The sequence below is a fragment of the Listeria swaminathanii genome (assembly GCF_014229645.1).
GTDB classification, from domain to species: domain Bacteria; phylum Bacillota; class Bacilli; order Lactobacillales; family Listeriaceae; genus Listeria; species Listeria swaminathanii.
Window position 1 is genome coordinate 123,220 of record NZ_JAATOD010000003.1, and the last position, 25,849, is coordinate 149,068.

At 36.0% G+C, this 25,849-nt stretch carries 19 protein-coding genes and 1 tRNA gene; 2 read left to right on the forward strand and 18 right to left on the reverse strand.

The features are described from left to right. Nucleotide 1: 1 nt before the first annotated feature. The 4 genes from HCX62_RS10380 to HCX62_RS10395 all read right to left on the reverse strand — a co-directional run bounded on the left by HCX62_RS10380 (nt 2) and on the right by HCX62_RS10395 (nt 9,135). Nucleotides 2–244 carry an ATP synthase subunit C-like protein gene (locus HCX62_RS10380; protein ID WP_003721714.1) on the reverse strand — a complete coding sequence of 81 codons (243 nt, stop codon included), beginning with the start codon at nt 242–244 and terminating at the stop codon, nt 2–4. A 57-nt stretch (nt 245–301) separates the two neighbouring features. After that, nucleotides 302–2,554, reverse strand: coding sequence for a hypothetical protein (locus tag HCX62_RS10385; protein ID WP_185638997.1), 2,253 nt, complete (start codon nt 2,552–2,554; stop codon nt 302–304). After that, nucleotides 2,551–8,364 (reverse strand): ATP phosphoribosyltransferase regulatory subunit, encoded by a 5,814-nt coding sequence (locus tag HCX62_RS10390; RefSeq protein ID WP_185638998.1) that lies wholly within the window; start codon nt 8,362–8,364, stop codon nt 2,551–2,553. The genes HCX62_RS10385 and HCX62_RS10390 overlap by 4 nt, the downstream gene beginning before the upstream one ends. A gap of 111 nt (nt 8,365–8,475) precedes the next feature. Next, on the reverse strand, nt 8,476–9,135 hold the full coding sequence (locus HCX62_RS10395) for a cyclic nucleotide-binding domain-containing protein (RefSeq protein ID WP_185638999.1): 660 nt from the start codon (nt 9,133–9,135) through the stop codon (nt 8,476–8,478). 493 nt (nt 9,136–9,628) lie between these two features. Between HCX62_RS10395 and HCX62_RS14125 the strand changes: the two genes are divergently transcribed. After that, nucleotides 9,629–10,138 (forward strand): TM2 domain-containing protein, encoded by a 510-nt coding sequence (locus tag HCX62_RS14125; RefSeq protein ID WP_185506525.1) that lies wholly within the window; start codon nt 9,629–9,631, stop codon nt 10,136–10,138. A gap of 39 nt (nt 10,139–10,177) precedes the next feature. Here the strand turns inward: HCX62_RS14125 and HCX62_RS10405 are convergent, their stop codons facing one another. From HCX62_RS10405 to HCX62_RS10420, 4 genes are all read right to left on the reverse strand, one after another. Next, the gene (locus tag HCX62_RS10405) at nt 10,178–10,504 is read right to left on the reverse strand and encodes a hypothetical protein (protein WP_185639000.1); all 327 of its coding nucleotides are present in this window, start codon (nt 10,502–10,504) and stop codon (nt 10,178–10,180) included. A 198-nt stretch (nt 10,505–10,702) separates the two neighbouring features. Further along, on the reverse strand, nt 10,703–10,888 hold the full coding sequence (locus HCX62_RS10410; protein ID WP_185639001.1) for a hypothetical protein: 186 nt from the start codon (nt 10,886–10,888) through the stop codon (nt 10,703–10,705). A 515-nt stretch (nt 10,889–11,403) separates the two neighbouring features. After that, a tRNA-Lys gene (locus tag HCX62_RS10415) sits at nt 11,404–11,476 on the reverse strand. Between the two features lie 87 nt (nt 11,477–11,563). Then, a complete protein-coding gene (locus tag HCX62_RS10420; RefSeq protein WP_185639002.1) occupies nt 11,564–12,520 on the reverse strand; it encodes a 2-hydroxyacid dehydrogenase family protein in 957 nt (318 codons plus the stop codon). Nucleotides 12,521–12,650: 130 nt separating this feature from the next. Between HCX62_RS10420 and HCX62_RS10425 the strand changes: the two genes are divergently transcribed. Then, nucleotides 12,651–13,289: a pentapeptide repeat-containing protein gene (locus tag HCX62_RS10425; protein WP_185639003.1), complete on the forward strand. Its 639-nt coding sequence runs from the start codon at nt 12,651–12,653 to the stop codon at nt 13,287–13,289. A 21-nt stretch (nt 13,290–13,310) separates the two neighbouring features. Here HCX62_RS10425 and HCX62_RS10430 read toward each other — a convergent pair whose 3' ends face one another. The 10 genes from HCX62_RS10430 to HCX62_RS10475 form a co-directional block, all read right to left on the reverse strand. Beyond that, nucleotides 13,311–14,363 (reverse strand): bifunctional transcriptional activator/DNA repair enzyme AdaA, encoded by a 1,053-nt coding sequence (locus HCX62_RS10430; RefSeq protein ID WP_185639004.1) that lies wholly within the window; start codon nt 14,361–14,363, stop codon nt 13,311–13,313. Beyond that, nucleotides 14,360–15,133 carry an isocitrate lyase/PEP mutase family protein gene (locus tag HCX62_RS10435; protein WP_185639005.1) on the reverse strand — a complete coding sequence of 258 codons (774 nt, stop codon included), beginning with the start codon at nt 15,131–15,133 and terminating at the stop codon, nt 14,360–14,362. The genes HCX62_RS10430 and HCX62_RS10435 overlap by 4 nt, the downstream gene beginning before the upstream one ends. A gap of 113 nt (nt 15,134–15,246) precedes the next feature. Then, nucleotides 15,247–16,116: a DUF1672 family protein gene (locus tag HCX62_RS10440; protein WP_185639006.1), complete on the reverse strand. Its 870-nt coding sequence runs from the start codon at nt 16,114–16,116 to the stop codon at nt 15,247–15,249. A 393-nt stretch (nt 16,117–16,509) separates the two neighbouring features. Beyond that, on the reverse strand, nt 16,510–17,079 hold the full coding sequence (locus HCX62_RS10445; protein ID WP_185606003.1) for a hypothetical protein: 570 nt from the start codon (nt 17,077–17,079) through the stop codon (nt 16,510–16,512). An 88-nt stretch (nt 17,080–17,167) separates the two neighbouring features. Next, nucleotides 17,168–17,578: a DUF4064 domain-containing protein gene (locus HCX62_RS10450; RefSeq protein WP_185639007.1), complete on the reverse strand. Its 411-nt coding sequence runs from the start codon at nt 17,576–17,578 to the stop codon at nt 17,168–17,170. A gap of 4 nt (nt 17,579–17,582) precedes the next feature. Next, on the reverse strand, nt 17,583–18,011 hold the full coding sequence (locus HCX62_RS10455; RefSeq protein WP_185639008.1) for a hypothetical protein: 429 nt from the start codon (nt 18,009–18,011) through the stop codon (nt 17,583–17,585). Next, nucleotides 18,008–18,463 carry a hypothetical protein gene (locus tag HCX62_RS10460; RefSeq protein ID WP_185639009.1) on the reverse strand — a complete coding sequence of 152 codons (456 nt, stop codon included), beginning with the start codon at nt 18,461–18,463 and terminating at the stop codon, nt 18,008–18,010. Before HCX62_RS10460 ends, HCX62_RS10455 begins: the two co-directional genes overlap by 4 nt. 38 nt (nt 18,464–18,501) lie before the next feature. Next, nucleotides 18,502–19,374: a DUF1672 family protein gene (locus HCX62_RS10465; RefSeq protein WP_185639010.1), complete on the reverse strand. Its 873-nt coding sequence runs from the start codon at nt 19,372–19,374 to the stop codon at nt 18,502–18,504. Nucleotides 19,375–19,904: 530 nt separating this feature from the next. After that, a complete protein-coding gene (locus tag HCX62_RS10470; RefSeq protein WP_185639011.1) occupies nt 19,905–20,690 on the reverse strand; it encodes a hypothetical protein in 786 nt (261 codons plus the stop codon). 186 nt (nt 20,691–20,876) lie between these two features. Continuing rightward, on the reverse strand, nt 20,877–25,847 hold the full coding sequence (locus HCX62_RS10475; RefSeq protein ID WP_185639012.1) for a DUF6531 domain-containing protein: 4,971 nt from the start codon (nt 25,845–25,847) through the stop codon (nt 20,877–20,879). Nucleotides 25,848–25,849: the final 2 nt, after the last annotated feature.

Below are 25,849 nucleotides of genomic sequence, written 5' to 3' on the forward strand. Positions count from 1 at the left end.
ATCATATGAACGGGTTAACCCAAAGCAAGATGACTGCGATTGCCAGTGCAAAAAGCATTAATGCAACAATCATTAGAAGTCCTAAAAAGAGGCCTCCCATAACTTCTTTTTTTGCATTCGGGTTTTTTCCGATAATTTCTGTTGCTCTACTGACCGCAATTCCTTGTCCAATTGCAGCTCCCAAAGTTGCGAGCCCAATTGCTAGTGCGGCGCCAATTACGCTACATGCAACTACTAAATCCATTATTATTTCCTACCTTCTGTATGAGATTGGGGTACTAAGAAATGTACCCCTCTACTATTATTGATATACGTACAGTTGCAACGCGCCCTTAGTGTCATAAACTGCAATACGGTAATCAAAAGTTTCTTTCGCAATCCTCGAAATTATCTCCATATAGCTTACTAATCCAGTTTCGTCAGCCACCAATTCTTTGCTACTAAAAGAAGTCCAGCTATCACTTGTCCCAACCGGACGTCTTTCAAAAGCTATCCGATATGTCTCACCTGCTTTGCGCTGCATGGAGAACTTCATATCGTAAGTGGCGTTTTGAGGAGCCAAAACTTCTTCAATCTTCGTTGTTAAGCCTGCATTCCGTGTCGCTTCTTGTTCAGCTTCCTCCGTTTGCTTTGTATTATTTTCTTCTGTTTGGAACGGTGTTAAGGAAATAGTTAATTTCGCATCTTTATCATACTGAACGTCTTGTTCAATCGGATATTCGAATGTTTTGCTTTCTTTTGTATCGTTGTTTGTTGTTTTAAGAACTAACTTAGCTTCTAAATCAACTGTTTCTTCGTCAGTAATTGGTACTAAGCGAATGTTTCCTTTTTCTTGGTTGACGATTTTGTAATCCACTTCGGAATTTTCTTCATCCTTTAACTCGACAGTGGCTTGGTTTAGCGTGTAATCGGTTGATGCCCAGTCGTACTCAACTTGCACAACTTTATTCACTGATAAATTAGCTCGTAAACTTCTTAAAACAGTTGACTGCATTGTGTAGTATTTTTCTGAGCTATTCAATTCGATTGTTTCGCCATTTTTCATTTCAATAATAGTTTGGAATTGGTACGCGGTGCCCGGATCTAAGCCTGTTACGTTTAGAAGTTCTCCGTTACCGTTAATAAAGTTTGTACCAACATTCATATAGAAAGAATCACCATTTACTTTTTTCACTTTGATTCGAGCTCGCTTAATGCCTTCTATTTGTGCATCTAGCGCGATATTTACTTTGATTGACGTACTAGTAACACTTTGCATTTGATAAATAGCTGATACTGATTGGGTTGTGAAAGAATCGCTCTTCATTTTCACTTCTTGAATGCCTTTGTCTGTACCTAGATCGTACTGGTAAGTGAATTCAAGGTGGTATTTCCCATTTGGAGAAAGACCAGTCAGTGTAGCTTCTGTATCTACAGCAGATCCATAGTGAGTATTGATAGTTTTACCAGTTTTTTCATCTACCGCACTAATTTTCGTTACACCAATCAAGGTGTTATTTGGATCTGAATATTTATAATTGACTTTCGCACTGGTTACGCCTGGCGCTATATAGCCAATCCTTAGTACTGGGATATTGCGTTCTAGTTTCTTGTTTAGATCTTCAATTTTCTTTAGAACAGCTCCATAATTATCAATTTCTTCTAAGTCTTTTTGCGCATTTCCGCTCGTGCCATTTCCGCTACCGTTCGTTCCTGTGTCTGCTGAACCGCTGCCTGCTTTTATTTCATTTCCGTATTTCTTTGTTGCATTCAGACCGCTATTCGCAGATTCATTCTTCGTACCAGTTTCGTCGCTCGATTGGTTATCTTTTGCAGCTGCTTTATCACTTGCTGCCTTGTCATTTGCTTCTTTCTCGTCTTTTTTAACGACGATTTTTTCATTATCTGTTCCGCCGAAGCTAGCAAGGTCGATTTTGCGTTCGCCGATTGTATATGTTTCATTACTCGCATCCAAAACGGTCTCATCATTGACCTTTAATGTCATATGGCCTAAATAACGGCTTTTCTTTTTATTTTCATAAATAGTGACACTACCGGTTTTATCAATGAGAAGAAGTGGTTTGGAAACTTTCTTAATTTCTTTTCCGCCGAGATAAAGAGTGGCCTCTGCATTTAAGAAATATTGACGATTGGCTAGTTTTACTACACTTTTTTCGGTAATCTCTGAGTCTTTATATTGATAGGAAGCCCCTTTTGATTCATACACTTGTCTTCCTTTTAACTTTGTACTCACGCCATTTATATCAATGACGGGAACACTTTTGGTGAACATTAGCGCGTCTTTATCCAAATAGAGAATCGTACTTTGCATGATTTTACTGCGCGTATCGTCTTCATCATTTTTGGCGATGAGCTGATCTTCATTCCAGCTTCGATAAAGTGTGTGACCTTTTTGAAATTGCAATGTTTCTTGTTCATCATTTAATACCACACCATTACTGGGGAGGGAGACAAGATCATATCTTGCCTCTTTAAAAGATCCCCACAAGATTACAGAAATAATGATTAACGGAACAGCTGCAACGATTACGCCTATTTTCCATGTAGGTTTCATTTACTTGCCTCCAGTTCGATAATCCCAAAAGTTTTTCCTGATTCTGTTTCTTTAACAGTAACTTTCGAATCATGATAATTTGTATCGAATTCCACACCAGCATCTAGCTCTTCTTTTTCGACAGTTTTTGTTTCTGTGAAATCTTTGCCGAACCATGACTGTACTTTTTCCCAAGCGGAAAGTTCTTTTGGTTCAATCGTGACAGTCAGTTTTGTTTTCGCATCTGCGGTGTCATTTGCCATCAAGGTGAAGCTATCATCAGTGATATTAGCTTTAAGATTATTTTCTTCGTTATTGCCTTGATAAAGTGCAATTGGCTTATCTTTCTGATCGAATACAGTTATTGCATAATTGCTCGTTGGTTCCATCGACAAATTAACTGGCTCCGCAATATCTTTGGCTGCAACTTTTTCTGTATCAATCACTTCGCCGTCTTCATCTTTTAGCTCAAACGTGTAAGTTTCTTTTGCTTCTGTATCTACTTTTGTCGTGTCTAGTTCTACAGCCACATTAGTATCAGTAGCTCTTACGCTTCTGAATGACCTTAAGTTTGCCGCAATATCTTCTTGCAAGGTTACAAAGTTGGATGTTTTTTCATAGGTTTTAACTTCATTCAACGGCGTACGATAAGTAACGACCATTTTGCCTAAGAAACTTTGATTCTGCTTCTTCCCTGCAATACTAAAGCTTTCAGAAATTGTTGCGGGATACGAGCTTGGTAAAGTGACCGTTTTTCTTTCAACTAAACTAGTTCGCTCATTGTTACCACCATAATCAAGCAACTCATAGAACTCCATTTCGATTTTTTCAATGGTTGTTGATCCTGGACTTAATTCTTTTGCTTGAAGCTTGATTTTTTTCGTTGCAGCATCAAGTTGAATTGTTACCGAGTTCGAGGTTACATACTCATCATCGGTCGTAAAGTTTAAACTAGTACTCCATGGATGACTTCCATCACCAGCCAACGTGTCGTAATTTGTGCTGATAGTTAAGGTATAACCTTTCGCTGGCTCTAAATCGTCGAATGTGTTCAACCAACTAGCTGTATTTCCACCTGTGAAAGCACCATTCTTAACTATCTTGCCAGACGTTGTTTCTTTTAAGACATATTGGAATTGCTTATTGGTCCCGCCTACAAAGTAACTATCTGGGTCGTTATAAGAGAATTTCAATGTTGCTTGCCTAGCTGAAACGCTTTCTAGCTTAATTGGTGCGCTAACTGTTTTTGGTGGTGCAAGATAAATTGACTTTGCATCACTTAAGAAAATTGGCGCCTTAGCTAGACTTGTTTTCATAAAGGCCGCAATTATATAGGTTTTTCCGGAAGCATAGTTTTGAATGCCCAGATTATTATATAAACCAAATTCTGGCGTCTTCGATAAATTATTAAATGTCGCTGCTGGCGTTTTGCTGCCTAATTCTTGTTCCAGCGCGACTAGATTCGTTAAACTAGAAGATACTGTCGCAGCATCATACAAACGATATTCGATGTCTGTTAAAACGCTACTTTCATCAATAAAGTTGTTACTTCCTTTGATCGTTCTGAAGCCAAAAGCTGGGTTCCACGTGTAACTTGTTGAAGCCATGCTTGGTAGACTTTTCTCCGTAGTGATTGTTTCGGTATAGTAAACTTTATTTTTTGCGCCTTCTCCGTCTAACAAATCATATTTTCCTTCTACTTTAATAACATACGTTTTATCAGGCGAAAGTTCAGTAAGAGAGACATCTCGAGTTGGTAAGCCGTCAATTCGAACTGACTTCACAAGTGTTGTCCCGTCCTCTTTGTACGCGTTGACAAACAGCTCATTTTCGTTAGATTTTTTAACAATGGTATTATCCTTATCTTCACCAATAACATCTAACTTAACTCGCTTATCATAAATACTAAGCGATTCAGCTGTAATGTTTGGCTCTGCTAATGCTTTCGTAGTTATCGATTGCGAAACTTTCCCTGTTTCTTCTTGCGCAGAATAAAGGTCGATTTTTGAACCGGCCGCTTCCGTAGAAACAAGTCCTGATGAGAAGTCAACATAACGACCATTTAGTTCCGCTACATAACTTCCATCTTCTTGACGTCTAAAACTAAACGGATCTGCAGTCTCACTGTTACTAATTAGAACCCCGCCGCGGTATGCAATGTAAGTCCCAGTCCAAATATTTTTAAATTTAACACCTGAAATATTACCTTCCGCGTCAGTTGGACCTTTTGTCACGCGGTAAACATCTGCCCGATTTGCATTTCTAGTTGTTGATACACCGCCGTTAGACGAGGTTACAAATGCCGCGTTATCATTTAGTGACACGTAATAGTTTTCAAATAACTTCTCATTGTTTATTCTGTTTTCCATATAGTTCATTTTCATATCAAGCGCTAACTGATACGAATTGTTAAACCATACATTCCCGAATGGCAAATCAATAGTTTGAGCATCAAATTGTTCATCGCCTATTTTAGCTACTGAATAATCTGGGCTAGAACTATTTTCGGCTTGAATACTGTAGGTTGTTTTCATTACATTACTTTTGGCCACATCATCAGGTTGCGGCGTTAGAATCAGTGAACGCCCTGTTTCGTCTAATGCAAATTGCGCACTAGCTTGCGGCGCCGTTGTATTCATCGCCACCAAATTTTTTGTCATAAAGACAGTTGATTCTGCTGGCTCTCCGCTAGTAACGACATAGTCACCTACTGTTTTAATCGTTGTTGCGCCTTCACTTGAAAGCGGTAATGTTACTGTGTTTTTTCCATTCACGAGTGGTACAGTCCCACCTGTTGAGCTAGTAATATCTAATTTTCCAGGGATAATCGCGCCCTCAATATCTCTCACATAAACATTGAGTTTTACTTCCGTCGCTGTTCTTCTTAAAATTTCATATTCAACAGTTGGTTTTTCTTTTTTAATTTGAATTGTTTCAGAACTGATTTCAATACGATGATCTTCATAATTGTCATTCCAAATTACTTCTGCTTTAATCATGTAATCAAAACCGCGTCCTAAATCGGCATTAGATAAATCAAAGTAAGAATACTTTTCAAATTCAGCTGCTGTTGAAACTTCTTGTTCTACAAGCGGCGTATTTAAGTCGTCTACTTTATAGATTCGGTACGTGATAGAGCTAACCGCATTGTAATCATCCAGCATTGGTTTTTCCGTAGCTTCAATACCGGCTAACCCGCCCACTTTCATTTTATTCGGTTGGTAATCAAGTAGAACTTTGTCGGTTATCGGTGTTTCTCTTTTAGTTTTGAAAACTAATTCGCCTTCTACTGGGACTTGGTTCATTCCGCTATCAAGGCCATCTTCTACTTTTAACAAGTATTCTTTATTAATAGCTAGATCTTCAAAAAGATAGTTTTTCCCATCTGCACTCATCAGCTTTTCAAAGTCGCTATTTAAAGGAATCGTTTTTATAAGTGTGTTATTTTTCTTATCATAGATTTTTAAGTTTGCCGTGCTTAGTTTCGTCGCGGATTCAGAAAATTTGACATTAATTTCCGCTTGTTTGGTCGTAACGGATTCGAGTGTAAAAGTGGCATCAACTTTCGCTATTTCCGTTGTTTGGAACACGCTAGATTGGCCAATACGCTGATCCACCATAATCCCTGTCCCGTCATCTAAATTATAAGAAGCTGTCATTACAACAACATAATAAGTCTCACTTTCTAAACTATCGAATTCCAGTAAATTTGTAATGTCAGATTTATTTCGCAGGTCTACTGTAGCAACCGGATTGCCACTATATAAACCTTGCGCATTCGACTTATAAAGTTTTAAGGTTGGATGCGTCAAATTATCATAAAGCATTGTATTATCTGCATCAAAAACTTCATAATTGATGGTTAATTTATCTTGTTCTGCTGCTTTCAGAGAAAATTCTACAGTTGGTATAGATTTCATTCCAACTACTACCGCATTAGAAACTGGAGTAGCAAACGTAAAGTCGGCTTGATTATTATTGCCAGAGATGTAAGCTACAAAAACGTAACTCCCATCGCTCATATCAACTGTTCGCCCAACTTTTACTGATGTTTTCTTCTGGCTTGAATCAACAACAGAATAAGCATATTCTTTAGCGTTCTCCCCATTTGCCTTATAATCTTCCTCTAAATAAGCAACATAGCGAATACTAGTAATAGAACTATCTTTATCAATTAAATTAATTGGCACCGCTGTGAATTCACCTTTTTCGGTACTATAAGCAAGCTCTATTCCAGCCATCGTTGGTTTTGCTTTTAGTGTCGATGCAATGAAATACCAATTTTCATCCGTTACTTCTTTACCATCAACCACTAATTTTTCCATCTCGACGATGTATTCTTTACTACTACTTAACGAGTCAAATTTGACTTCTACTTTGCCGTCTTTCGTAAGTGCCTTAGCATCCACTTTAACTGTTTTAGAAGTAGTTACATTACTGTTGTTTTCTTTGATTTTTAGAACTAATTCGTCCACATTGCCATATAATTCTGTTGCAGTTATCTCCGCCGTCAAACTATCTTCACTGCGTTCGACTACTTTTGGCGTTAATACAACCGGTTTTGCTTCTACCGTTTGGCGGAAGAAAATCGTTTCTTGAATTTTATCACTTGCAGATTTGTACTTCCCTTGAACGACAACTTGGTAGGTTTCGCCGTATTTTAAACTATCAAAAGCAAAATCTTGGTCGGCCTTTGATGAATTCAATGATACCTTTTTCACAACTTTGTTTTCGCTGTCGTATAAAATTGCTTCTAAAGATTGCAGTCGTTCAGAAGAATCGGTTAGTTGTAATTTTGCGGAGGCTTTTTGGCCTTTCACAGTTAATTCAACATCCACAATTGGCACTTGGAATGCACTTAAACTTTCAGCGTCATTTAGCCTTTTGATAATTTCATTACCTTTAGTGACATCGGTATTATTTTGGTTATTTTTCGTGGTTTCATTTGCACCATTTTTGGTAGCTGTTCCAGTGTCTCCACCGTTAGAATTACCAGCTGCGGCTTCGTTATTAGCTGCATTACCATCGGTTGCTTGATTTGTTTTTGTTTGTTCATTGCTTTTATCTTCTTGCTTCTTCGTTTCGTCTGTTGTAGTTGTTTCTTTTGTAGATTTTAGATTTCGTTTCTCGGCCTTATCATCTATTTCAACCTTAATCGAACGAATATCAATATCTTCTTCATTGTCAGTTTGGCTGACTAATATTTCTTTCTTCAAATCAAATTGATAACGATTATTTTCCATTTCAATATAGGCATCATCGCCCGCAAGTTCTTCTAAAGTTTTTTCCCCCATTAATAAAACTTTCTTATTCTCATCAATGGAAACAATAACGTTTTTTGGTAATTTTTTGTTAAGTCCTTTTTTGTTTTTCAAATATGCATTATCTAAAATAATGTAGCGTCCTTCAGCAAGTTTAACTACCGTGCCTTTCGGAAGCTGCGCAATCGTTTTGTCTTTTGTAACACTTGCTTTATATGTCCCTTTGTTTTCAGTGACGGTTGTTTTTGAAGGCATCTCAATTAAATCTGACGCACTTTTAATAGCTACACTTTTACCTAAAAACTGGATTCGTCCATCTTTTAAAAATAAGGTTCTGGCCAAGTTAATCGGTTTTACTTCTTTTCCGTCTGAAATGGTCTTTTCATTATTAAGCCAAGCATCATTGTACTTCGCATCAGCTGAAAACGTAACTGGTTTTCCTTTGGGACTATACGTAAATCCCTCTGCTTCAATAGCATAAGCGTCATCTCTCATTAGAAAAAATGCTGAAACAACCGCACTTATAGCAAGTACCGAAACAATAATTACAACTAAAATATTTTTCTTCAAGTCCTACTTCCACCTCGTTTGTGTGTATATTTTTGTATTTGGAAAAGAACTTGATTCATTAATTCAAGCCTTGTACCATATGAAAACAAATCTGTCCTGCTTTCATCTAAGTTAGTCTGCTACTTTTTGAACTTCTCTTTCAAAATATTCAAGTCTCATTTCGCGTCCTTTGAGCTTCCATGGAGAAGATTTAATATCCAATTTTCCATCATTGTGTAGTTCATTTACAGTTGAAGATATTGTGGAAATAGAGCAATTAGCTAGTTTCGCTAAAATATTTATTTGGAGCCATTCTGGAAAAACTGGTAATGTGGTATTAGCTAAATTATTTTCTAATAGGAAATTAAGCGTGGATACAACTTTATTTTTCGAGTTTTCGATACCGAGTAATGCTTGTCTTTTTAAATCTTGTTCATTTTTCTCCGCGATTTGTAAAAAGAAATTAGATAAGATTTGATCCTCTTCCAGTTTCCCAAATACCCCTTCCGCGCTAATCAAACAAACTTCAGATGTCTCCAAGGCCTTCAGTACCATCGGATTTCTAGTAGGAAAAACAAGATTTTTTTGAAAAAAACAACGAACAATACCTTTTTTCTTTCCATCACTTTCTTCAATTAACGTTCCATTTTTCACTAATAAAACGTGGTCTCTATCTATAGTTACACTTTCCCAAGCCTTTATTTGTTTACAAACATAAGAAAAATTATCGAGTAAATAAGCATAAATAATGGCGTCTCTTTTGATGTAGTCGTGATATTCAATGTACTTCATTCTCATAATCATCCTCTCTAAAATTTCATCACAGACTTATTATCTTAGAAAACGAATGGTTTTCGTACAGGCAATTACAACTGATTTACGATAAAAATAGCATTGATTGACAATTTTTCGTAACATTTAAGCGAAAATCCACTTTTCCAAATCTGAAAAAACGTTGATAAATCTCACTTTCGCTAAAATGGCAGAAAAAAAGAAGCCTAAAACGATACATTTTTATCGATTCCGGCTTCATTTTTCGCTTTTAATTGTAGTCCTTTAGTTCTTCTCAAACAATTTAAACTACTGAAATAGGAAAATTTGGACGTGGGGGTTAAGGTGTTGGGATATTTTTTGTTTTTGCAAAAACAAAGAAAAATATTAATAAATTTTCTTTTAAATCCGCTTTTCCCAAGCTTTTTATGATAATATTAAGAAGTAAATTTTTCTCATTTTATAATAAAAAAGACTATTTACAACAGCATATAGAAAAAAGGAGAGAAGGAACATGGCAAAGGTCATTAAAATTGAAGATAGTTCAGCAATAGTACTAAAAGATAACGGGGAGACAATCGATGTTTCATTGACTTGTTTTACATTCAGTCCTGACACTGGGGATGAAGTGGAAGTTTATAAACACGGAGAAGAACTGATTGTAAATAAAAAAGTGGAGAAAACGACTGAAAATCCTAATATTAATATCGTTAACAATAACTCCCAAAATCAAGATCAGGCTCAAGAGCAAGCTCAGACTCAAACTCAAACACAAACAGTTGTAACAGAAATTCGTTTTTCCCAAAAGGATGAAGGGAAATTAGTTAATAAATGGGTTTATGTTGCCTTAGCACTTCTACTTGGAACATTCGGCGCTCATAAATTCTTAGCAGGAAAAAATGGTCAAGGCGTTCTTTACGTAGTATTTTGCTGGACTGGTATTCCTTCAATTGTATCGTTTATAGAAGGAATTGTGGCTATATTTAAAAAAGCGGATGCTAATAATGAGATTCTTATTCAATAATATAGAGAAAGACAACCTGTAAATAATAGGTTGTCTTTTTTAGGCGTTCTTTCTATTATGTAGCAATTTTGCTAGGTGAAAAACAAGACTTACAATGATGAAAATAAGCACAAAGCTTCCTATTAAATTGAACCATTGGATACTTATACCTTCATTCCCCGCGAAAAACATCTCTGTAAAATCATTTTTCTCATCTGTTATCGTCATTACAGTTAGCCATTTTAAAGGTGCTCCATATAAATATTCATAAAAGCTCACCTTACTTCCATCAGCTATCCCAAATGTTGGAGGGACCACAAATAGCGCAGTAATTAATAAAATCGATGCTACAAAAGCTCGATTAACTATCCATTGAATTTTCTTCATTTTTTCTCCTATCGATAATAAAGTAAATTATTTCTTGAATAATGAAATAGCTGAATATACCGAGCGTTACAATCTTAGCGTCCCAGATAAAAAAGCCGATTATAGCTAACATGGTTACAATGAAGGCTCTAATATAAAACCAGCGTGTTCCTCGCATTTGGGGGCCTCCTTGTGAAGATGGATTCTTGATGATTATATTCAGTTCTGATCAAACTCTTTTTTGGCATTTTGGTATCTTAAAAATTGAAATCCTACTCCAAGAAGAGCTATAAACGCAAGTGCTAAAGTTATTAAAATTTTCGTTGTTAGATAGATGATGATGCACGTGATGACTAGGAGGGCCTGGATCCAAATGAGACGCTTTTCCGTTTTCATTTTTTTCATTGTGTTTTCCTCCGATGCTGTATTTTTGATGATATAAACGAAAATCATATAAAACTGTTACATATAAATCTTAGCACACATAAAGAATGTATAACCAAAAATGTAATGAAATGCCGGATTCTTATCATGAATGACTTGAATTTGGGGTAGTTTATAGTTATTATTACACAGATTGAGTTGTATTTGTGTTTCAAATCACAATATGGAGTGCAATTTAGATTAATATTCATTAATTATGCACTTAGTTGCCCTCTTGTCACAAAAAGAACATATTAGCGCACATAAACAATGTTTAAATACCCTAAATTTCTGGATTTATTTAATTTTTTCACGTTAATTGTAAATAGACATTGAATAATATAGCATAATAATTCAGATGGTCTTAAGATTTATCTGTTACAAATTTTAAGAGTTCTGCCCCATCTATGCCCCACTTTATGAAAAATCAGTAATTTACCTTAAAATTTCAAAAAAAAAAAACCGCTTAAACCTTGTGTTTAGGCGGTTTTCATGTATGGGTTGTGAGGGTTTCGAACCCCCGACCCGCTGATTAAGAGTCAGCTGCTCTACCAACTGAGCTAACAACCCGATGTCGTATTCCGACAAAAAATATTATACCATAATTTAGCGGGAAAACACAGCCACAGCAACTCGCCGTGGCTATATTTATCTGTATCAATACACGGAATGTAGCGGTTCTCCGCCTGCCAAAACTGCTTCTACATTGACGATAGCGATTTTGCCCATTTCTGTGCGGGTTTCCACGGTTGCGTTGCCGATGTGTGGTGTTAAAACAACATTATCTAGCTTGCCTAGCTCTGCGCCAATTTTCGGTTCGAATTCAAAGACATCTAGCGCGGCGCCAGCAATCACGCCTGTTTTTAACGCGTTAATCAGTGCCGCTTCCTCCACAACAGGGCCACGGGCAGCATTAATCAAAAATGCGCTCGACTTCATTGTTTTTAAGGTTGTTTCGTTCAATAAATGTTTCAAGCTTGGATTATATGCCGCGTGGATCGTCACGACATCGCTCCGCTCCAATAGTTCTTCTTGGCTCACAAACTCCGCGTCCCACTCTTTTGCAGCTTCTTTCGGATTGTGTCCTGAATAAATAATTTTCATTCCAAAAGCAGCGGCACGTTTCGCGACTGCCTGGCCAATTCTTCCTAAACCAATGATTCCAAGCGTTTTTCCGCTTAACTCTGTGCCTAAAAAGAACGTTGGCGCCCAACCTTTAAATTGCTCGGGGGTTTCACGGCATAATCGGTCGCCTTCTGAAATTCTCCGTGCTACGTCCAAAATCAATCCCAGCGTCAGTTCAGCCGTCGCTTCTGTTGATACATCTGGCGTATTGGTCACTGCAATGCCCAACTCCTGCGCTTTTTTCACATCGATATTATCAAAACCCGCGCCAATATTTGCCACGATTTTGAGATTTTTTGCTGATTCTAATACTTTTGCTGTGATTGGTGAAGAAAGTGGGCATATGATTGCGTCCACTTCAGCTGTATTTTTTAACAGCTCATCTTCTGTAATATTTTCTTCACCCGTATAGGCGTTAACATCCCATTTTCCAAGAGTTTTCATCGTTTCTGGTAGTAATTTTCCTGCTACAAACACGCTCGCTGTCATCTCGCTCACTCCTCAAGTTCCATTTTTATCCTAGCTTCATTGTAATCCGTTTTTTATGAAAGGTAAACGATTTTCCGCTCCATTTCCTCGTAAAATACGGTATAATAAAAGCGGAAGTGAGGTTGAAATAATGAAAAAAATTACTGCACCGCGGATTCCTGATGAGGATTTGACGGTTTATCCAAATGATACATATTTTATTGAAGATGTTGGTGAAGTTAGTGAGCAGATTTTTAGAAAAACGACGCTAACTGGGGAAATTTTTGAGCATTTTCATTTAGAAACAATTATTTTTGATGGATGTGTGTTCGATTCTGTTTCTCTTGTAAGCGCGAATTTGACCGATATTGTTTTTAAAAATTGTGACTTGTCGAATTTAGATTTGATGGGTGCGATTATTCACCGGGTTCGTTTTGAAAATTGTAAATTAATTGGCGTGAATTTCAGTGATGCTACGCTTAGAAATTGTACTTTTGTTGACTGTTACGCGGATTATGTTGCCTTTCGTTATGCTAATTTGAAATGGGTGGCGTTTGAAGCCGGCGCGTATACGAATAGTGATTTTAGTGGTGCGCAACTGGTTGATACGTATTTGGAACGGCTTGATTTGAATAAGGCTCAGTTTTTGAATTGTGCTCTTAGTGGGGTTGATCTTAGTACTTGTATTTTTGAGTCTATTACTGCGATGCCGCAAGATTTAAAAGGTGTGAGCATTGATTTTTCTCAAGCGCCTGCCTTGATGCCGCTGTTTGGGATTCGGGTAAAATAAGAAGAAAAAGATGGTTCCGCGTTACTTTGGAACCATCTTTTCATGTTTAATGAGCCATTCTTTGCGTGCCAGACCGCCACCGTAGCCGCCTAGTGCTCCGCTAGTATTGATTACGCGGTGACACGGGACGATAAGCGATAATTGGTTGGTGCCGTTTGCTCTTGCTACAGCTCGACTTGCGGTTGGCCGCCCTAATTTTTCCGCCAGACCTTTGTAAGAAATCGTCTCGCCTATTGGAATTCGACGCAGCTCATCCCAGACACTTTGCTGAAAATCCGAGCCAATGTAGCGAATTGGCGTTTGAAAATCAACTAACTCGCCATCAAAATATAACGTTAGTTCTTCTTCAATTTGTTTAATTACAGCCGTTTTTTCAGGTGTGATAGCTGCGTTTAAGCGCATTCGCAATTTTTTAATTTCTGTTTCAAGTCCTTTTCGATCAACAAATTCTAAAAGAAGTAAACTATCATCATCGGAAATTGCGAGCATTGAGCCAAGTTTGGTTTCAAGCCAAGCGGAGTGCAAAATAGTGATATCTTTTGATTTATGAGGAACATTCCCCATCGTTTTCGAAAAAGCATCCCGAAACCCGTTTCCAGACTCATAACCACTATCAATTTGCGCGTTAATAATCGAATCACCATTCCGAATATGCTTAAAAGCAAGACCGAGCCGCCGCGACCGCGCATACTCAATAAAAGTCATCCCAAATTGCTTCTTAAACTGGCGCCGAGCCGTATTTGCACTTATTGATAATTCATCAAAATCTTTATCGGTCCACTTTTTCTCCGGATTCTCCTCAATTGCATCAACAAGCAACTTCACAGCAGGAGACATTTTCGTCGGATTGGAGAGCGGTTCACAGCGCTTGCAAGGCCGGTATGATGCAAGCAACGCCTCCTTAGCCGTACTGAAAAACTCACAATTTTCTTTCAAAGGTTTTTTCGCCGGACACGTTGGGCGACAAAGTATCCCCGTCGTTTTCACCCCAACAAAAAAGACCCCTTCATAATTCGAATTTTTCTCCACTAACATATCGTAATATTTATCAATATCCCGCTGATTCGTTATCACAAGGCTTCCCCTCCCGTAAAAATCCGCTCTACTTCCTGCTGAATCGCTAAATTGGCCCGAAAAAAGCTAAACGGTCCATAGCTGATTCTTTTCACACCAATTTCTTGTAATTCTGCGCTCGAGAGCATCCCATCCATCATCATAACGTTAACAGGAAGTGGTGATTTTTCTACAAAAGCACGAATTAATTTTGGCGATAACAGCCCTGGAATGAAAATAGCATCCGCCCCAGCCTCTTTGTATGCTTTCGCCCTGTTAATCGCTTCTCGCACCAAGTCTTCCGTTTCTTCGCGCCCTTGGAAAAAGACATCTGTCCGCGCATTGACAAAAATATCCGTGCTCATTTTTGCCGCCGTTTCTTTGATTGTCTTGATTTTATCACATTGTTCCTCCACACTGCAGAGCATAGGATTTGCAGAGCCAATCAGCTGATCTTCCAAGTTCACACCACAAACACCAATCGCCAGCAACCGCTCAATATTCTGAGCCAGTTCTTCCAAATCAGTGGCATAACCACTTTCAATATCCACCGTCAACGGCAGACTCACATTCAGAGCGATACGCGTAATAACGAAGAGCATTTCATCAAAAGTTAAATGCTCCCCGTCCGCCACACCGCGTGATTCTGCGATTGCATAACTGCTTGTCGCTATTACTGGTGCTCCGCCTTGTTGGATAGCTTTGGCAGATGCGACATCCCAGCAGTTGTAGAGGATTAGTGGGGTGGGTAGTTCGTGTAGGGATTTTAGTTTTTTAAAGTTTTTTATCATTGGTTTCAACTCCATTTGTTAGGATGGAGTTAGTATAGCAGGTGGGGGGATTGAGGGTACCAGGAAAAATAACATGGATGTTTTTAAAGCAAAGAATTTTGATTGTTCCTTTTTCATTTAATTATGTTATCTACGTCCACATTTTCACCATCTGGCAAGCCTACTCGGTTAATAATAAGATTTTTGTATACTGTAATCATATAGTTTCCCTTAGGTAATCCGTTTTCTTGTTTAAGTCTCTCTGCCAAGTTATCTGCTATCTTTTGCTCAGGAAGTTTATCTTCTTTAGAATAAAATTCCATTGGGATTGATAAAATGTTTCCCTCCGGATCATCTTTCGCAAATAATAATTTTAATTCATCTGTCGCAATTCTTTGATTTTCTATATATGCTTGGTAAACACTTGGAAAACTTAATGATGATGCTGCAATAAAGTAGTGATTACTTGTATATCCAGAAGATGATGTTTTTTCAATTGCTTCATCTCTCAATCCCAATAAGTTATTTTCTTTAGCTAATTTCTCAGTGAACGTATCTAAATTACGGAATTCCGTTTCATAAGCTTTGGCATATAAACCACTGACAATTGCTTGCTCTACTTCGCCATCACTACTCCTCGCAGACCATTCACCCTTTTTATTAATCGATTCCCCCACTATGACCGAAGTATGAAATTGAATAGGTTCCTCGCATTCTACCATAACAACCGCTGCATTTCGGGCTGGTACCACGTTATTTACTTTTACATTTGTTTTATATTTAGTCTTCACATATTCTATGGCTTTTTGTTTAATCTCTACTTCATTCTGTTTCACTCGTTCTGCCGATTTATTCCCGTCAACAAATGAAAAACCTTGCCCTACATAATCTTGCACGGGTATGGTTCCTTTTTGGGCTTTTTCTTCCGCTGTTTGTTCATTCATATTGAAACATCCGGATAGTAAAAATAATGTTGCTGATAAACTTAGGATGATTTTTTTCATTTTGTCTCCTGTCTGTGTTCTAGATTATAGTAATGAATAACCCGAAACTCTTGATGAACGCTAAGTAGCCTAAGATTCTCTCCCTCATCTTAGACTACTTGTTCCTGTACATAGTTAGTTTTTGATACTGATTCCATCTTTTTTCTCTATATTATTGACGAAAAATATCACTATCTCCAACCATCAATCTATTAAATCCGTACTTCTTGCCAGTCCCTTATTCTTGTAATAGTTTATGCTACTTAAAAACACAATTCTCGCGACAATACCGTCCATATCGCTTATGATTTTAGCATTGATTTTTCTCCCAAGAATGTATAACAAAGTTCTTTTTATCTACTTCCATTTTTACTTTCCATACAATTGATAGCGTTTTCAAAGAAAGTTCGTTTCCTAAGATTTATTAACCTTCACATTCTTAAAAATCACCTTTAACTCTTTCGATGTAAAAGTATCTTTGTTTGGATTGAAATTTTGACAAGGTAATAAAACTTTTAATGGCATAATACTATTCGCTTTCATTGTGCCAATCATATCATGTCCGAATTCTACATTTTCACTTACAATTTTAGCTTCCGGATAACCTTCTACCTGCAGCTCTAAATCCATAGAAAAACTATCAATGTCCTTACCACTATTGTTTGCTACAAATACCCCTACCCCTATTACCTGATCTTTTTCAAAAAATTGTCCGTTTAACGAAACTATTTCTACTTCTAACCCTGATTTTCCAAACACTCTTTCTATATCACCTTTTGCCTCTAAATCTGAGTATGTCTTCTTAGCGCTTTCCACGAACTCTGTATCAGTTTGATTATAGAAATCGGGTATTTGTAAGGAAAAATCTTTCTCTGTTTCTACAGGCACTTCATTTGCAATAACGGGCTCCTTAGATTCCTTATTATTTCCGCAAGCAAAAAGTGCGATTGACATAACCAAAATCATCATTATTATTTTTTTCATTCATATCTCCTACCTCTCTCATTGCCGATTAAATAGACAATAGTTAAAACATAGTGAAAATCTTTCTGTGCCAATCATCTCTATTTTATCAATCTACTTTCAGTCCAGCACTCATTACTTTTTTCTCACGCCAATATTTGCTGTTAATTACCATAATACCTGCAACTAAATATAGAATGCCTGCTAATGAAAAAATACTGATAACCCCCATGACAATTAAAACAACACCCCAGCTTTTTTTAGGCGTTTTTTTAAGGGAAAACCAACAAATCATACCCATTAGTCCAATAACGCACGGAATTACCCAAAAAATCGTCCACAGCCAGAATCCACCCATGCTAATATTCGCTACCTCCCAATAAGTAGCTGTAAAATAATCACCATTGATATTAAATTCAATTGGTGTAAAACTCCCAATTAATAATATTCCAAGCCCCATTAGCATAAAAACAATCGCACCTATAGTAATCAATATTTTTTCTGTTTTAAAATAATTCATTCTCTCAATTACCTACCTTTTTAAAGTATTGTTTATTAACCGCATTGATTTTGAGAATCGTTGCCACTACCGCTAGTAAAAAGAGTACAGTTCCCGCCGGTATCAGGAATACACGCCATGTATAGAGGAACTGCGCATACCCTGCTAAGCCTGAAAACCATTGATTGATGTATGAATACACAAATATAGTCGCTCCAACAACTATTAAAACTAATGTGCTGATCACCAAATACATCAGAACTTTTTGCTCTTTATGCACTGCCAACTTAGGATTATTAATTTTCAAAGTAGCTTTCACTTGAAAGACAACCGTTATTACCATGATAAACAAATAAATGGTACCGATTCCTAAAAATCCTGTATACACAATTGCTACGTTCAGAAATAAGTTGAGTACTAATATGATCCAATATTTCTCTTGTAAAAAAGTCATTTCAATCCCCGTTCATTTAAATATTTTTCATTTAGAAAAGCTGACATTGTATTTGGTTTTACTTTGTCTTTAACTATACTCCGAATGCTTACTCTTAATATAATCGCAAGAGGAATAGGTAAGATACATACATATAAAATTGACGTAAGCGTATATAACTTTACTAATTTCTCGTCATAAACATTCTCTACTAACTGCTGGATTTCTTTTCGACCTTTATATAACCATATGACATTGATTATCCAGCCAATAAAACAACACATTAGCAAAACACCAGATGTCGCTATACCCGGTAGCATAGAGTACTCTTGGAAAACCGCTGCTGGTTTAGGAAAAGACACTAAAATTAGTACACTTGGCACTGTTATCAACATGGATATAAAGGGTGATGCTTCCAATAATAATCTTGATGTAATCTGTTGCTCGAGTTGTTCTTTCACAGTTTTATGCATGTTTTTATCTCCTAGTTGATTTTATCTTTGTAGCTTCCTTACTTTATTATCTCAGTTACATCTACACTTTCTCCGTCAGGCAAACCTACTCGATTTACAATGTGATTCTTGTATACTCTGATATCATAATTTCCTTTTGGTAATCCTTGTTCCTTCCAAAGCTCTTCAGTTAAGTCATCAGCTAATTTTTGTTCAGGTAATTTGTCTTCTTTTGAAAAAAAGGCCATTGGGATGTTCATATTCTTACTAGTCGGATCATCTTTAATAAAAAGAGCGCGCAAATCATCTGTTGAAATTTCAGGATTAGCTAAATAAGCGTTGTATACACTCAAATAATCAGAGAATCCCAGTGTGACGAAATAATATTTCCCTTGATAGCCATTAGGTGATGTTTTTTCCCGTGCTTCTTGTGTATAGCCCTCTAAATCATATTTTTCTGCTAGTTTTTCTGTAAACTGATTTAGCTGCTGAAATTCTGCCTCATGTACTTTCGCGTAAAGTCCACCTACAATGGCTTGTTCCACTTCCCCCTCGTTACTTGTTCCACTTCCTAATTCGTCTTTTCTATTAAGAATAAATTTTACAGTAACCGAGGTAGTAAACTGAACCGGCGTCTCGCTTTCAACAATAACAACCGCTCCATTTCGCGCTGGTACTACATTATTCACTTTTACGTCTGTTTTATATTTTGTTTTCATATAATTTATTGCTTCTTGTTTTATCTCTTCCTCATGCTTTTTCACTCGTTCTGCTGATTTATTCCCGTCAACAAACGAATAGCCTTGTCCTATATAATCTTGCACTGGTGTGGTTCCCTTTTGGGCTTTTTCTTCCGCTGTTTGTTCCTTCATATTGAAACATCCGGATAGTAAAAATAATATTGCTGATAAACTTAGGATGATTTTTTTCATTTGTTCTCCTGTCTACGTTCTGTATTGTAGTATTGAATAATCCCAAACTCCTAATGTATGCTAAGTAGCCTAAGATTCTCTTCCTCATCTTAGACTACTCATTCCCGCACATAATTAGTTTTTATTCTCTCTTTGAAATTTGTTGTAGAACTTTGTCGCTTGTCTTGTTGTTGGTTTTTGATACTGATTCCATCTTTTTCTCTATATTATTAACGAAAAAATAGTACTATCTCCAACCACCAATCAATTTATTATATCCGTCCGTCTTGCCAGTCCCTTTTTCCCGTAATAGCTTATGATGCTTAAAAAAATAATTCTCATAAATATACTGTCCATGTCGCTTGTGATTTTAGCGTTGATATTTCTTTCAAGAACGCATATCAAACAGCTTTTATGTTACTTCCCTCTTTTACCAGTTCTATTATTCCCTTAATAATTTATGGATCTTATCTAGCATTATTTTTACTTCTCGAGCAATTGTATTTATGTCTAAAATTAACATCTATACCTCTATACTTTATCTACATTCTTTATTTCGTCTTCTTAAAACTGATTTTTGCTTCTTTGGAACTATCATATTTCAGGTCTTCATAATACCAAAAATAACAATCGTCTCCGTCTAGCTCTATAGGAATAACTTTTGTTGGGTGTTTTCCATTAACAGTTAGATTAGGAGCGTTTTTATTGTAAGAGGTACCCCATTGAAGCTGGCTAGTTTCTGGATAAAGATTGAAGATTTGATAGGTATTGTATAAATTTAAACACGTCTGAATTTCATACTCACCGTCTCTAATTTCATAATTATTTTTAGCAAAAAATCCAGAAATCTGGGTCGCATTTGTCGGTGTTGAATATTTCTTTTTACTCCCTTCTTTTTTAACTTTGAATTTATAAACGACCAATGAATCTTTATGATTATTGGTCTCTCTTACATTTCCAATGAAAAATAAAATCGCATTTGTTTCATTTTCTAGTAAAAGTACTTTTTCTTTGATTACTTTTTTATTAAGATTTGGACTATCTTTGGCATCACTATCTTTAGCAAAAGTATTGTTTTTCACTGCATCCTCTATCGTATCGTAATAAGAGAGTTCTACCTCATCCTCATCTTTTGAGCCTCCTTTTGTAATAGTTTGTTTGGTTACTTGAGCATTATCTCCTGTTGTGCTGTTTTCGGATTTGGTGATAGTTTTTTTCTTATCACTTGTATAATTAGCTTTCTCTTCTGCATTCATGGCATTGAAATATATTCCTATCGACCATGTTATCAAAACTAATAGAGCTATCCAGAGTTTTTTCGTTCGATTAATTTTCATTTTATCAGCTTCAACTCCTTGTGAAATAAATTGCAGGAAAACAAAATAATTTCCCTTGTTTTAACTACAATTCAAATTCCTATATCCTATAACCCATATTTTATTATTATTTATTGTATTTCTACGATAAGCTAATTACTATGTGGAAATAAATTTCTAAGAAATTACTATATACGCTCCGTTTATTTATACTGCACATGCAACTCCGACCTTCATCCACGCCTCAATTATTTGTTTTATTACAACTGGAATCGCAGCATCATCAAGTGTTCCAATTACTGTAGCGTCATCAACAGCAAGAAAGGCTAAAATTACTCCACCTGCTAATGTCGTGGTTAAAGCTACAGCAATTTCTTTCATAGGTACATCCTCCCAACGCAAAAAATCTTCTGAGTAAGTGTACATATCTGATAGCCCTGTTTCCGTATTTATGCCACTTCCTACATTTGATTTGATTCCGTTTAAATCTACCGTATAGCCTAAACTAGCCGTTTCTCCATTCTTACCACTTGAATTTATACTACTACTAATAGACATATCGTTTAAATTAATTGAAGTACCCTGAGAAAAAGTTCCTCCTGAAAAAGGTATATGAATTTCAGGGAGATTGATAGTCCAACTTCCCTCTGTGTCATTACCTTTATTTTCATACACAATTAAGTTTCCTCCGATGTGTTGTTTAGTTGTATGATTCACGTTTCCAACAGTTTCATCAAAGATAATGGTGTCTGTACCCACAACATTATTATTCCAAAAATCTTTTACCGTATCCACACCACTATTCCATGCGTTCACAACGCCATCTCTCGCATTCGATATTCCATCTTGAAAATCTTTCACACTCGGAAATGCACCATCTGCGTCAACGAAATCTATTGGTTGATTAAAACAATAGGCATAAGCATGCATGGTTTTTGGGACATAAATGCTCCCCTTCATCGAGTCTTCACTGATAAAACGCCCCTCAGTAGCATCCAAATATCTTTTCTCTGCAAAATAAAGATTTCCTACCTCTTCGATTTGATGCCCTGTGAAACCAAATTTCGGAGGTGTATTATTAGATTTGTTGATTTGACTCCCAAAAGTATCATAACCGTAAGTAGCTTGGACACTTCCATTTTTCATTAAACGAATCGGGCTACCTAATTGGTCCTCTAAATAAAATTGTTCATTATCTTTTTCTGTAGACATAACACTTAGGATCGTCTCATCATCCCAAAAATAATTCTGATTGCCTTCTTCTGTTTGACTCGTTAACAGATTGTGATTGGTTTTCGTATAATCATTCAGCATTTTTTCGGAAGTCAGAAGTTGTTGCTCTTCCAAACCATAATGTTGTCTCTCCACTCGACTACCCAATCCATTATAAACAAATTGACTCTGAACATCTGCTTGAGTTATTTTTGTTAAATAGTTTCTTGCATCAAAAGTATACATAGAATCCACTTGCTTCTGCACTCTTTTTTCCAAAAGATTGCCTCGTTTATCATACTTAAATGCTTGTACTTCACCATTTTTAATAGTCTCTACTAATTGGTTATTTTTATTATAGCTATATTGCTTAAATTCTTGCTTCTCCGTAGAGGTAATTCGATTCCCAAAAGCATCGTATTCATAGTATGCTAGCGAAGTATCATCCTTCCATACATGCGTTAAACGATGAAGTTCATCATAACGATAACGGAATGCTCCACTATCTTCTGCTAAGTCTCTTCGTGTTTTGGTTATACCGATTTTATTTTGTGCCGCATCATAATGATAATTATAACGGTCTAATACCCCTTCTCTATCACTGTGGATAAGACTTTCATATCGACGGAATGCATTATACGTATAATCTGTTTGTATCCCATTACCAAGAACCTTATTTGTTAGCCTTCCAACCGAATCATAGTAATAGCTAGCCTTCACTTCTTCATTAACAGCTAAACTAATTAACTTCATGGCTTTATTATACGTGTAGCTCACCGAAGTCCCATCTGGATAGCTTACTTCTGTTCGTTCTCCCATGCTTCCCCAAGTGTAGCGAACCTCATCCTCTTTATAATCTTTTATTTCAAGGGGTCTTCCTAACGCATCTAATTTGGCTGTAGTAGTTCCAAGCCAGTCCTCTATTTGGATTAATTGTTTTAATGGGTTGTAGGAAAATGCGACTTCTTTTTTATCTGCGTACACAATATGGGTCAAGTTACCTGTTTTGCTATACTGATATGATGTTGTAAACCCTTCTTTATCTTGTTTCTTAACAACATTTCCTATTTCATCATATTTAAGCACTTCTTTATTTCCTAGAGAATCTGTAACACTCGTAACTCTTCCTAATAAATCATACTCATATAAAGTAACTTGGGCTGTTTCTTTTTGCTGTTCAACTATACCTAATTCTGCATCTATAAGCCCATATTGCTCAACCCGTGTAAGCTGCCCTGTTTTGTTATAATCATAACGAGATTCATTTCCTAAGGCATCTACAACTCGAACCAGATTCCCAACACAAGAATAATAATAATGAGTGATATTACCATTTTCATCTTCTGTTTTAGTTACATTTCCAACTACATCGTAACAAAATTTACGCACATTTCCTTCAGGATTAATAATTTCTATAACTTGATCCAACTCATCATACACATACGCATAAGAATGACCTAAACTATTCGTTTTTCTACTTAAATTACCATTTAAATCATATTCATACGTTTCCGAGTTCCCATCTGGAAGATAAATCCCTTTAAGTTTGCCACCAGGATAATAAGAATAACTAACAACGCTTCCATTCGCATATGTTATTGATTCAATTTTACCTAATTTGGTATAGCTCATAACAGTTTTATGACCTAGTTTGTCTACTTTTTCAATCATTTGACCAACGTTATCATATTTAAATTGCGTAGTATTTCCCAGCGCATCCTCTATCGCAGCTATATCTCCATGATTGCTGTATCTATATTTAGTTACTGCTCCATCTGCATCCTGAATAGCAGTTCTGCGATTCAATTCATCATACGTGTACTGTATTTTCCTACCGTTACTTTGAGTAAGTTCACGTACATTTCCGTTAGGATCATAGCTATACTTCTGTTCTTGATTTAATGGATTTTGAATACATACTAAACGATTTAATTTATCATATAAATACTTGACTTCTGCACCGTTTTCATCAGTTATTTTAGAAATATTCCACATTAAATCATAACTATATTCAATAATGTCCCCTGCTTGATTTTTCAGTTGACTTATTTTGTTTAATTCGTTATATTCTGCTGAGATAACTTCCCCATTAAAATCCTCAATTTTAGTTATTTTATCCGCAAGATTATAAGTATAATTTCTCGTATTTTCACTTGCATTTTCTACTTGTACAATGCGGTTAGATGTATCATACTTATATTTTGTTTCATTTCCATTTCCATCAATAGATTTTATAACACGATTTAGTTTATCATACTCATACTCCGTTTTAGCACCCATTTCATTTTTTAAGCAAATCACATTCCCCTTTCTATCCCGAGTAAATTCCAACTTGCTCCCATCTGCTTTAATATACTTAGCAATTTTACCTTTACTATCATATTCTATGTTTATTACTCGTCCTATCCCATCCGTACTGGAAATTAACTTTCCTTTTCCGTTATATAAAAAGGTTCTTTCTTCTCCATTCTCTATTACTTTGGTTATTTTATTTCTATCATTATAATATATTTCTACATCATCACCAATTGGTTTTATGATAGTTGTTAAATCACCAAATTCGTCATAGTTATATTTTGTCACGTTCCCATTTTTATCTACTTCTTTCACTTTGTCACCTTGTTCATTAAAGGATCTCACTATCCTCCCGTCCTCATAAATGATCTCTGTATTTCGAAAAGCGTCATCATGAATATATTCTACTTTGTTTCCGTTTTGTTCCGTAAGAATGATTTTTTGCTCATCATCAACATATTCATATGACATTTCTCCACCATCTGGAAAAAATTGTTTTACAGTTCTCCCTTCACTATCAAAAATATTTTGTACACTCTTCGTACCTATTGGATTGATAATACCTCTCAACTTATTAAATTGGTCATACTCAAATTTGTAAGATTGTCCTAAATTATTCTCTACTTTTACCAGGTTTCCTTCTTCATAAGAATATTTAACTTCTCTCCCACTATTATCTTTCACAAGAATCAATCTACTCTCATCATACGAAAAATAAAAAGCTACTTCTCTATTTCTAACCTTTTCTAAAGATCCATCCTTATCATAACTTAGCACAAAACGGTTTCCTGCTTTATCTTCTTTTTCTGTCCACTTACCAGACAAGTCAAATGTATATATATTACCATCTTGGCCTGTTAATATATAAACATTATCTTTTTTTACAATAGTTCCTAAATCTATTTTTTTTGCAATATATACTTCTTTGTCTTTTATAAATTCTTCCACTTTTCCATCTTCAAAAGTTACTTTTATCCTATCTTCCAATAGCTTGAATTTCATTTCAAAATTATGAATCCAATCTTTTCCCAAAGCACCAATCTGATCATTCAATGAATTATAAGATCGAACCAATTTAAGTGATGTAGCTCCATCAACAACTAAATCCACTTTTTCATAGGCAAAATTCCCTGTCGCTAAGTTTACTGGATCACTACTATATTCAGCACTAAAAACACGTAATCCCTTTAATCCAGCTAATATAGTATCTAATTCTCCCCCTGTTTTGTCAGCCCCAGTAGCTAATCTTAAGTTATCTAACTGTGTTAAATATGCATCCAATGAGATATCTGCCATACCTGTTCTAATCGTACTTTTATATTCTTGGGCAGTATTATTTAATCGTTGAGTAATACTAGTGATTTCTTCAATTATCGACCCAGAGGCTTTATCATATCTAGGAATCTCATCGATAAGTTTTGTTAATATCTTTTCCAATTTGTTTATGCACTCTTGAAAATCAGACTTCTCAAATTTACTGTTAAGTAAAGCTTCCAAGGAATGATTTTTTGCCTCCGCTGGAATTTCTGCTATATTAACAGAAAGGTCTCTGACCTCGTTATCCATATCTTCGCTTATATTAATTGCTGTTTTCATTAATGCTTTTGTGCTCTGTAATAATTCCTGTAGCGCTTCTATTTGAAAGACTTTATTTTGCTGTAATTTTGCCATGC

Bases quoted from the DNA above. Each gene is read 5' to 3' on its own strand.
- HCX62_RS14125 (WP_185506525.1), top strand. From the start codon at position 9,629: ATGGCAAAGGTCATTAAAATTGAAGATAGTTCAGCAATAGTACTAAAA.
- HCX62_RS10420 (WP_185639002.1), bottom strand. From the start codon at position 12,520: ATGACAGCGAGCGTGTTTGTAGCAGGAAAATTACTACCAGAAACGATG.
- HCX62_RS10435 (WP_185639005.1), bottom strand. From the start codon at position 15,133: ATGATAAAAAACTTTAAAAAACTAAAATCCCTACACGAACTACCCACC.
- HCX62_RS10450 (WP_185639007.1), bottom strand. From the start codon at position 17,578: ATGAATTATTTTAAAACAGAAAAAATATTGATTACTATAGGTGCGATT.
- HCX62_RS10445 (WP_185606003.1), bottom strand. From the start codon at position 17,079: ATGAAAAAAATAATAATGATGATTTTGGTTATGTCAATCGCACTTTTT.
- HCX62_RS10475 (WP_185639012.1), bottom strand. From the start codon at position 25,847: ATGGCAAAATTACAGCAAAATAAAGTCTTTCAAATAGAAGCGCTACAG.
- HCX62_RS10460 (WP_185639009.1), bottom strand. From the start codon at position 18,463: ATGCATAAAACTGTGAAAGAACAACTCGAGCAACAGATTACATCAAGA.
- HCX62_RS10465 (WP_185639010.1), bottom strand. From the start codon at position 19,374: ATGAAAAAAATCATCCTAAGTTTATCAGCAATATTATTTTTACTATCC.
- HCX62_RS10410 (WP_185639001.1), bottom strand. From the start codon at position 10,888: ATGAAAAAAATGAAAACGGAAAAGCGTCTCATTTGGATCCAGGCCCTC.
- HCX62_RS10455 (WP_185639008.1), bottom strand. From the start codon at position 18,011: ATGACTTTTTTACAAGAGAAATATTGGATCATATTAGTACTCAACTTA.
- HCX62_RS10405 (WP_185639000.1), bottom strand. From the start codon at position 10,504: ATGAAGAAAATTCAATGGATAGTTAATCGAGCTTTTGTAGCATCGATT.
- HCX62_RS10440 (WP_185639006.1), bottom strand. From the start codon at position 16,116: ATGAAAAAAATCATCCTAAGTTTATCAGCAACATTATTTTTACTATCC.
- HCX62_RS10470 (WP_185639011.1), bottom strand. From the start codon at position 20,690: ATGAAAATTAATCGAACGAAAAAACTCTGGATAGCTCTATTAGTTTTG.
- HCX62_RS10380 (WP_003721714.1), bottom strand. From the start codon at position 244: ATGGATTTAGTAGTTGCATGTAGCGTAATTGGCGCCGCACTAGCAATT.
- HCX62_RS10425 (WP_185639003.1), top strand. From the start codon at position 12,651: ATGAAAAAAATTACTGCACCGCGGATTCCTGATGAGGATTTGACGGTT.
- HCX62_RS10395 (WP_185638999.1), bottom strand. From the start codon at position 9,135: ATGAAGTACATTGAATATCACGACTACATCAAAAGAGACGCCATTATT.
- HCX62_RS10385 (WP_185638997.1), bottom strand. From the start codon at position 2,554: ATGAAACCTACATGGAAAATAGGCGTAATCGTTGCAGCTGTTCCGTTA.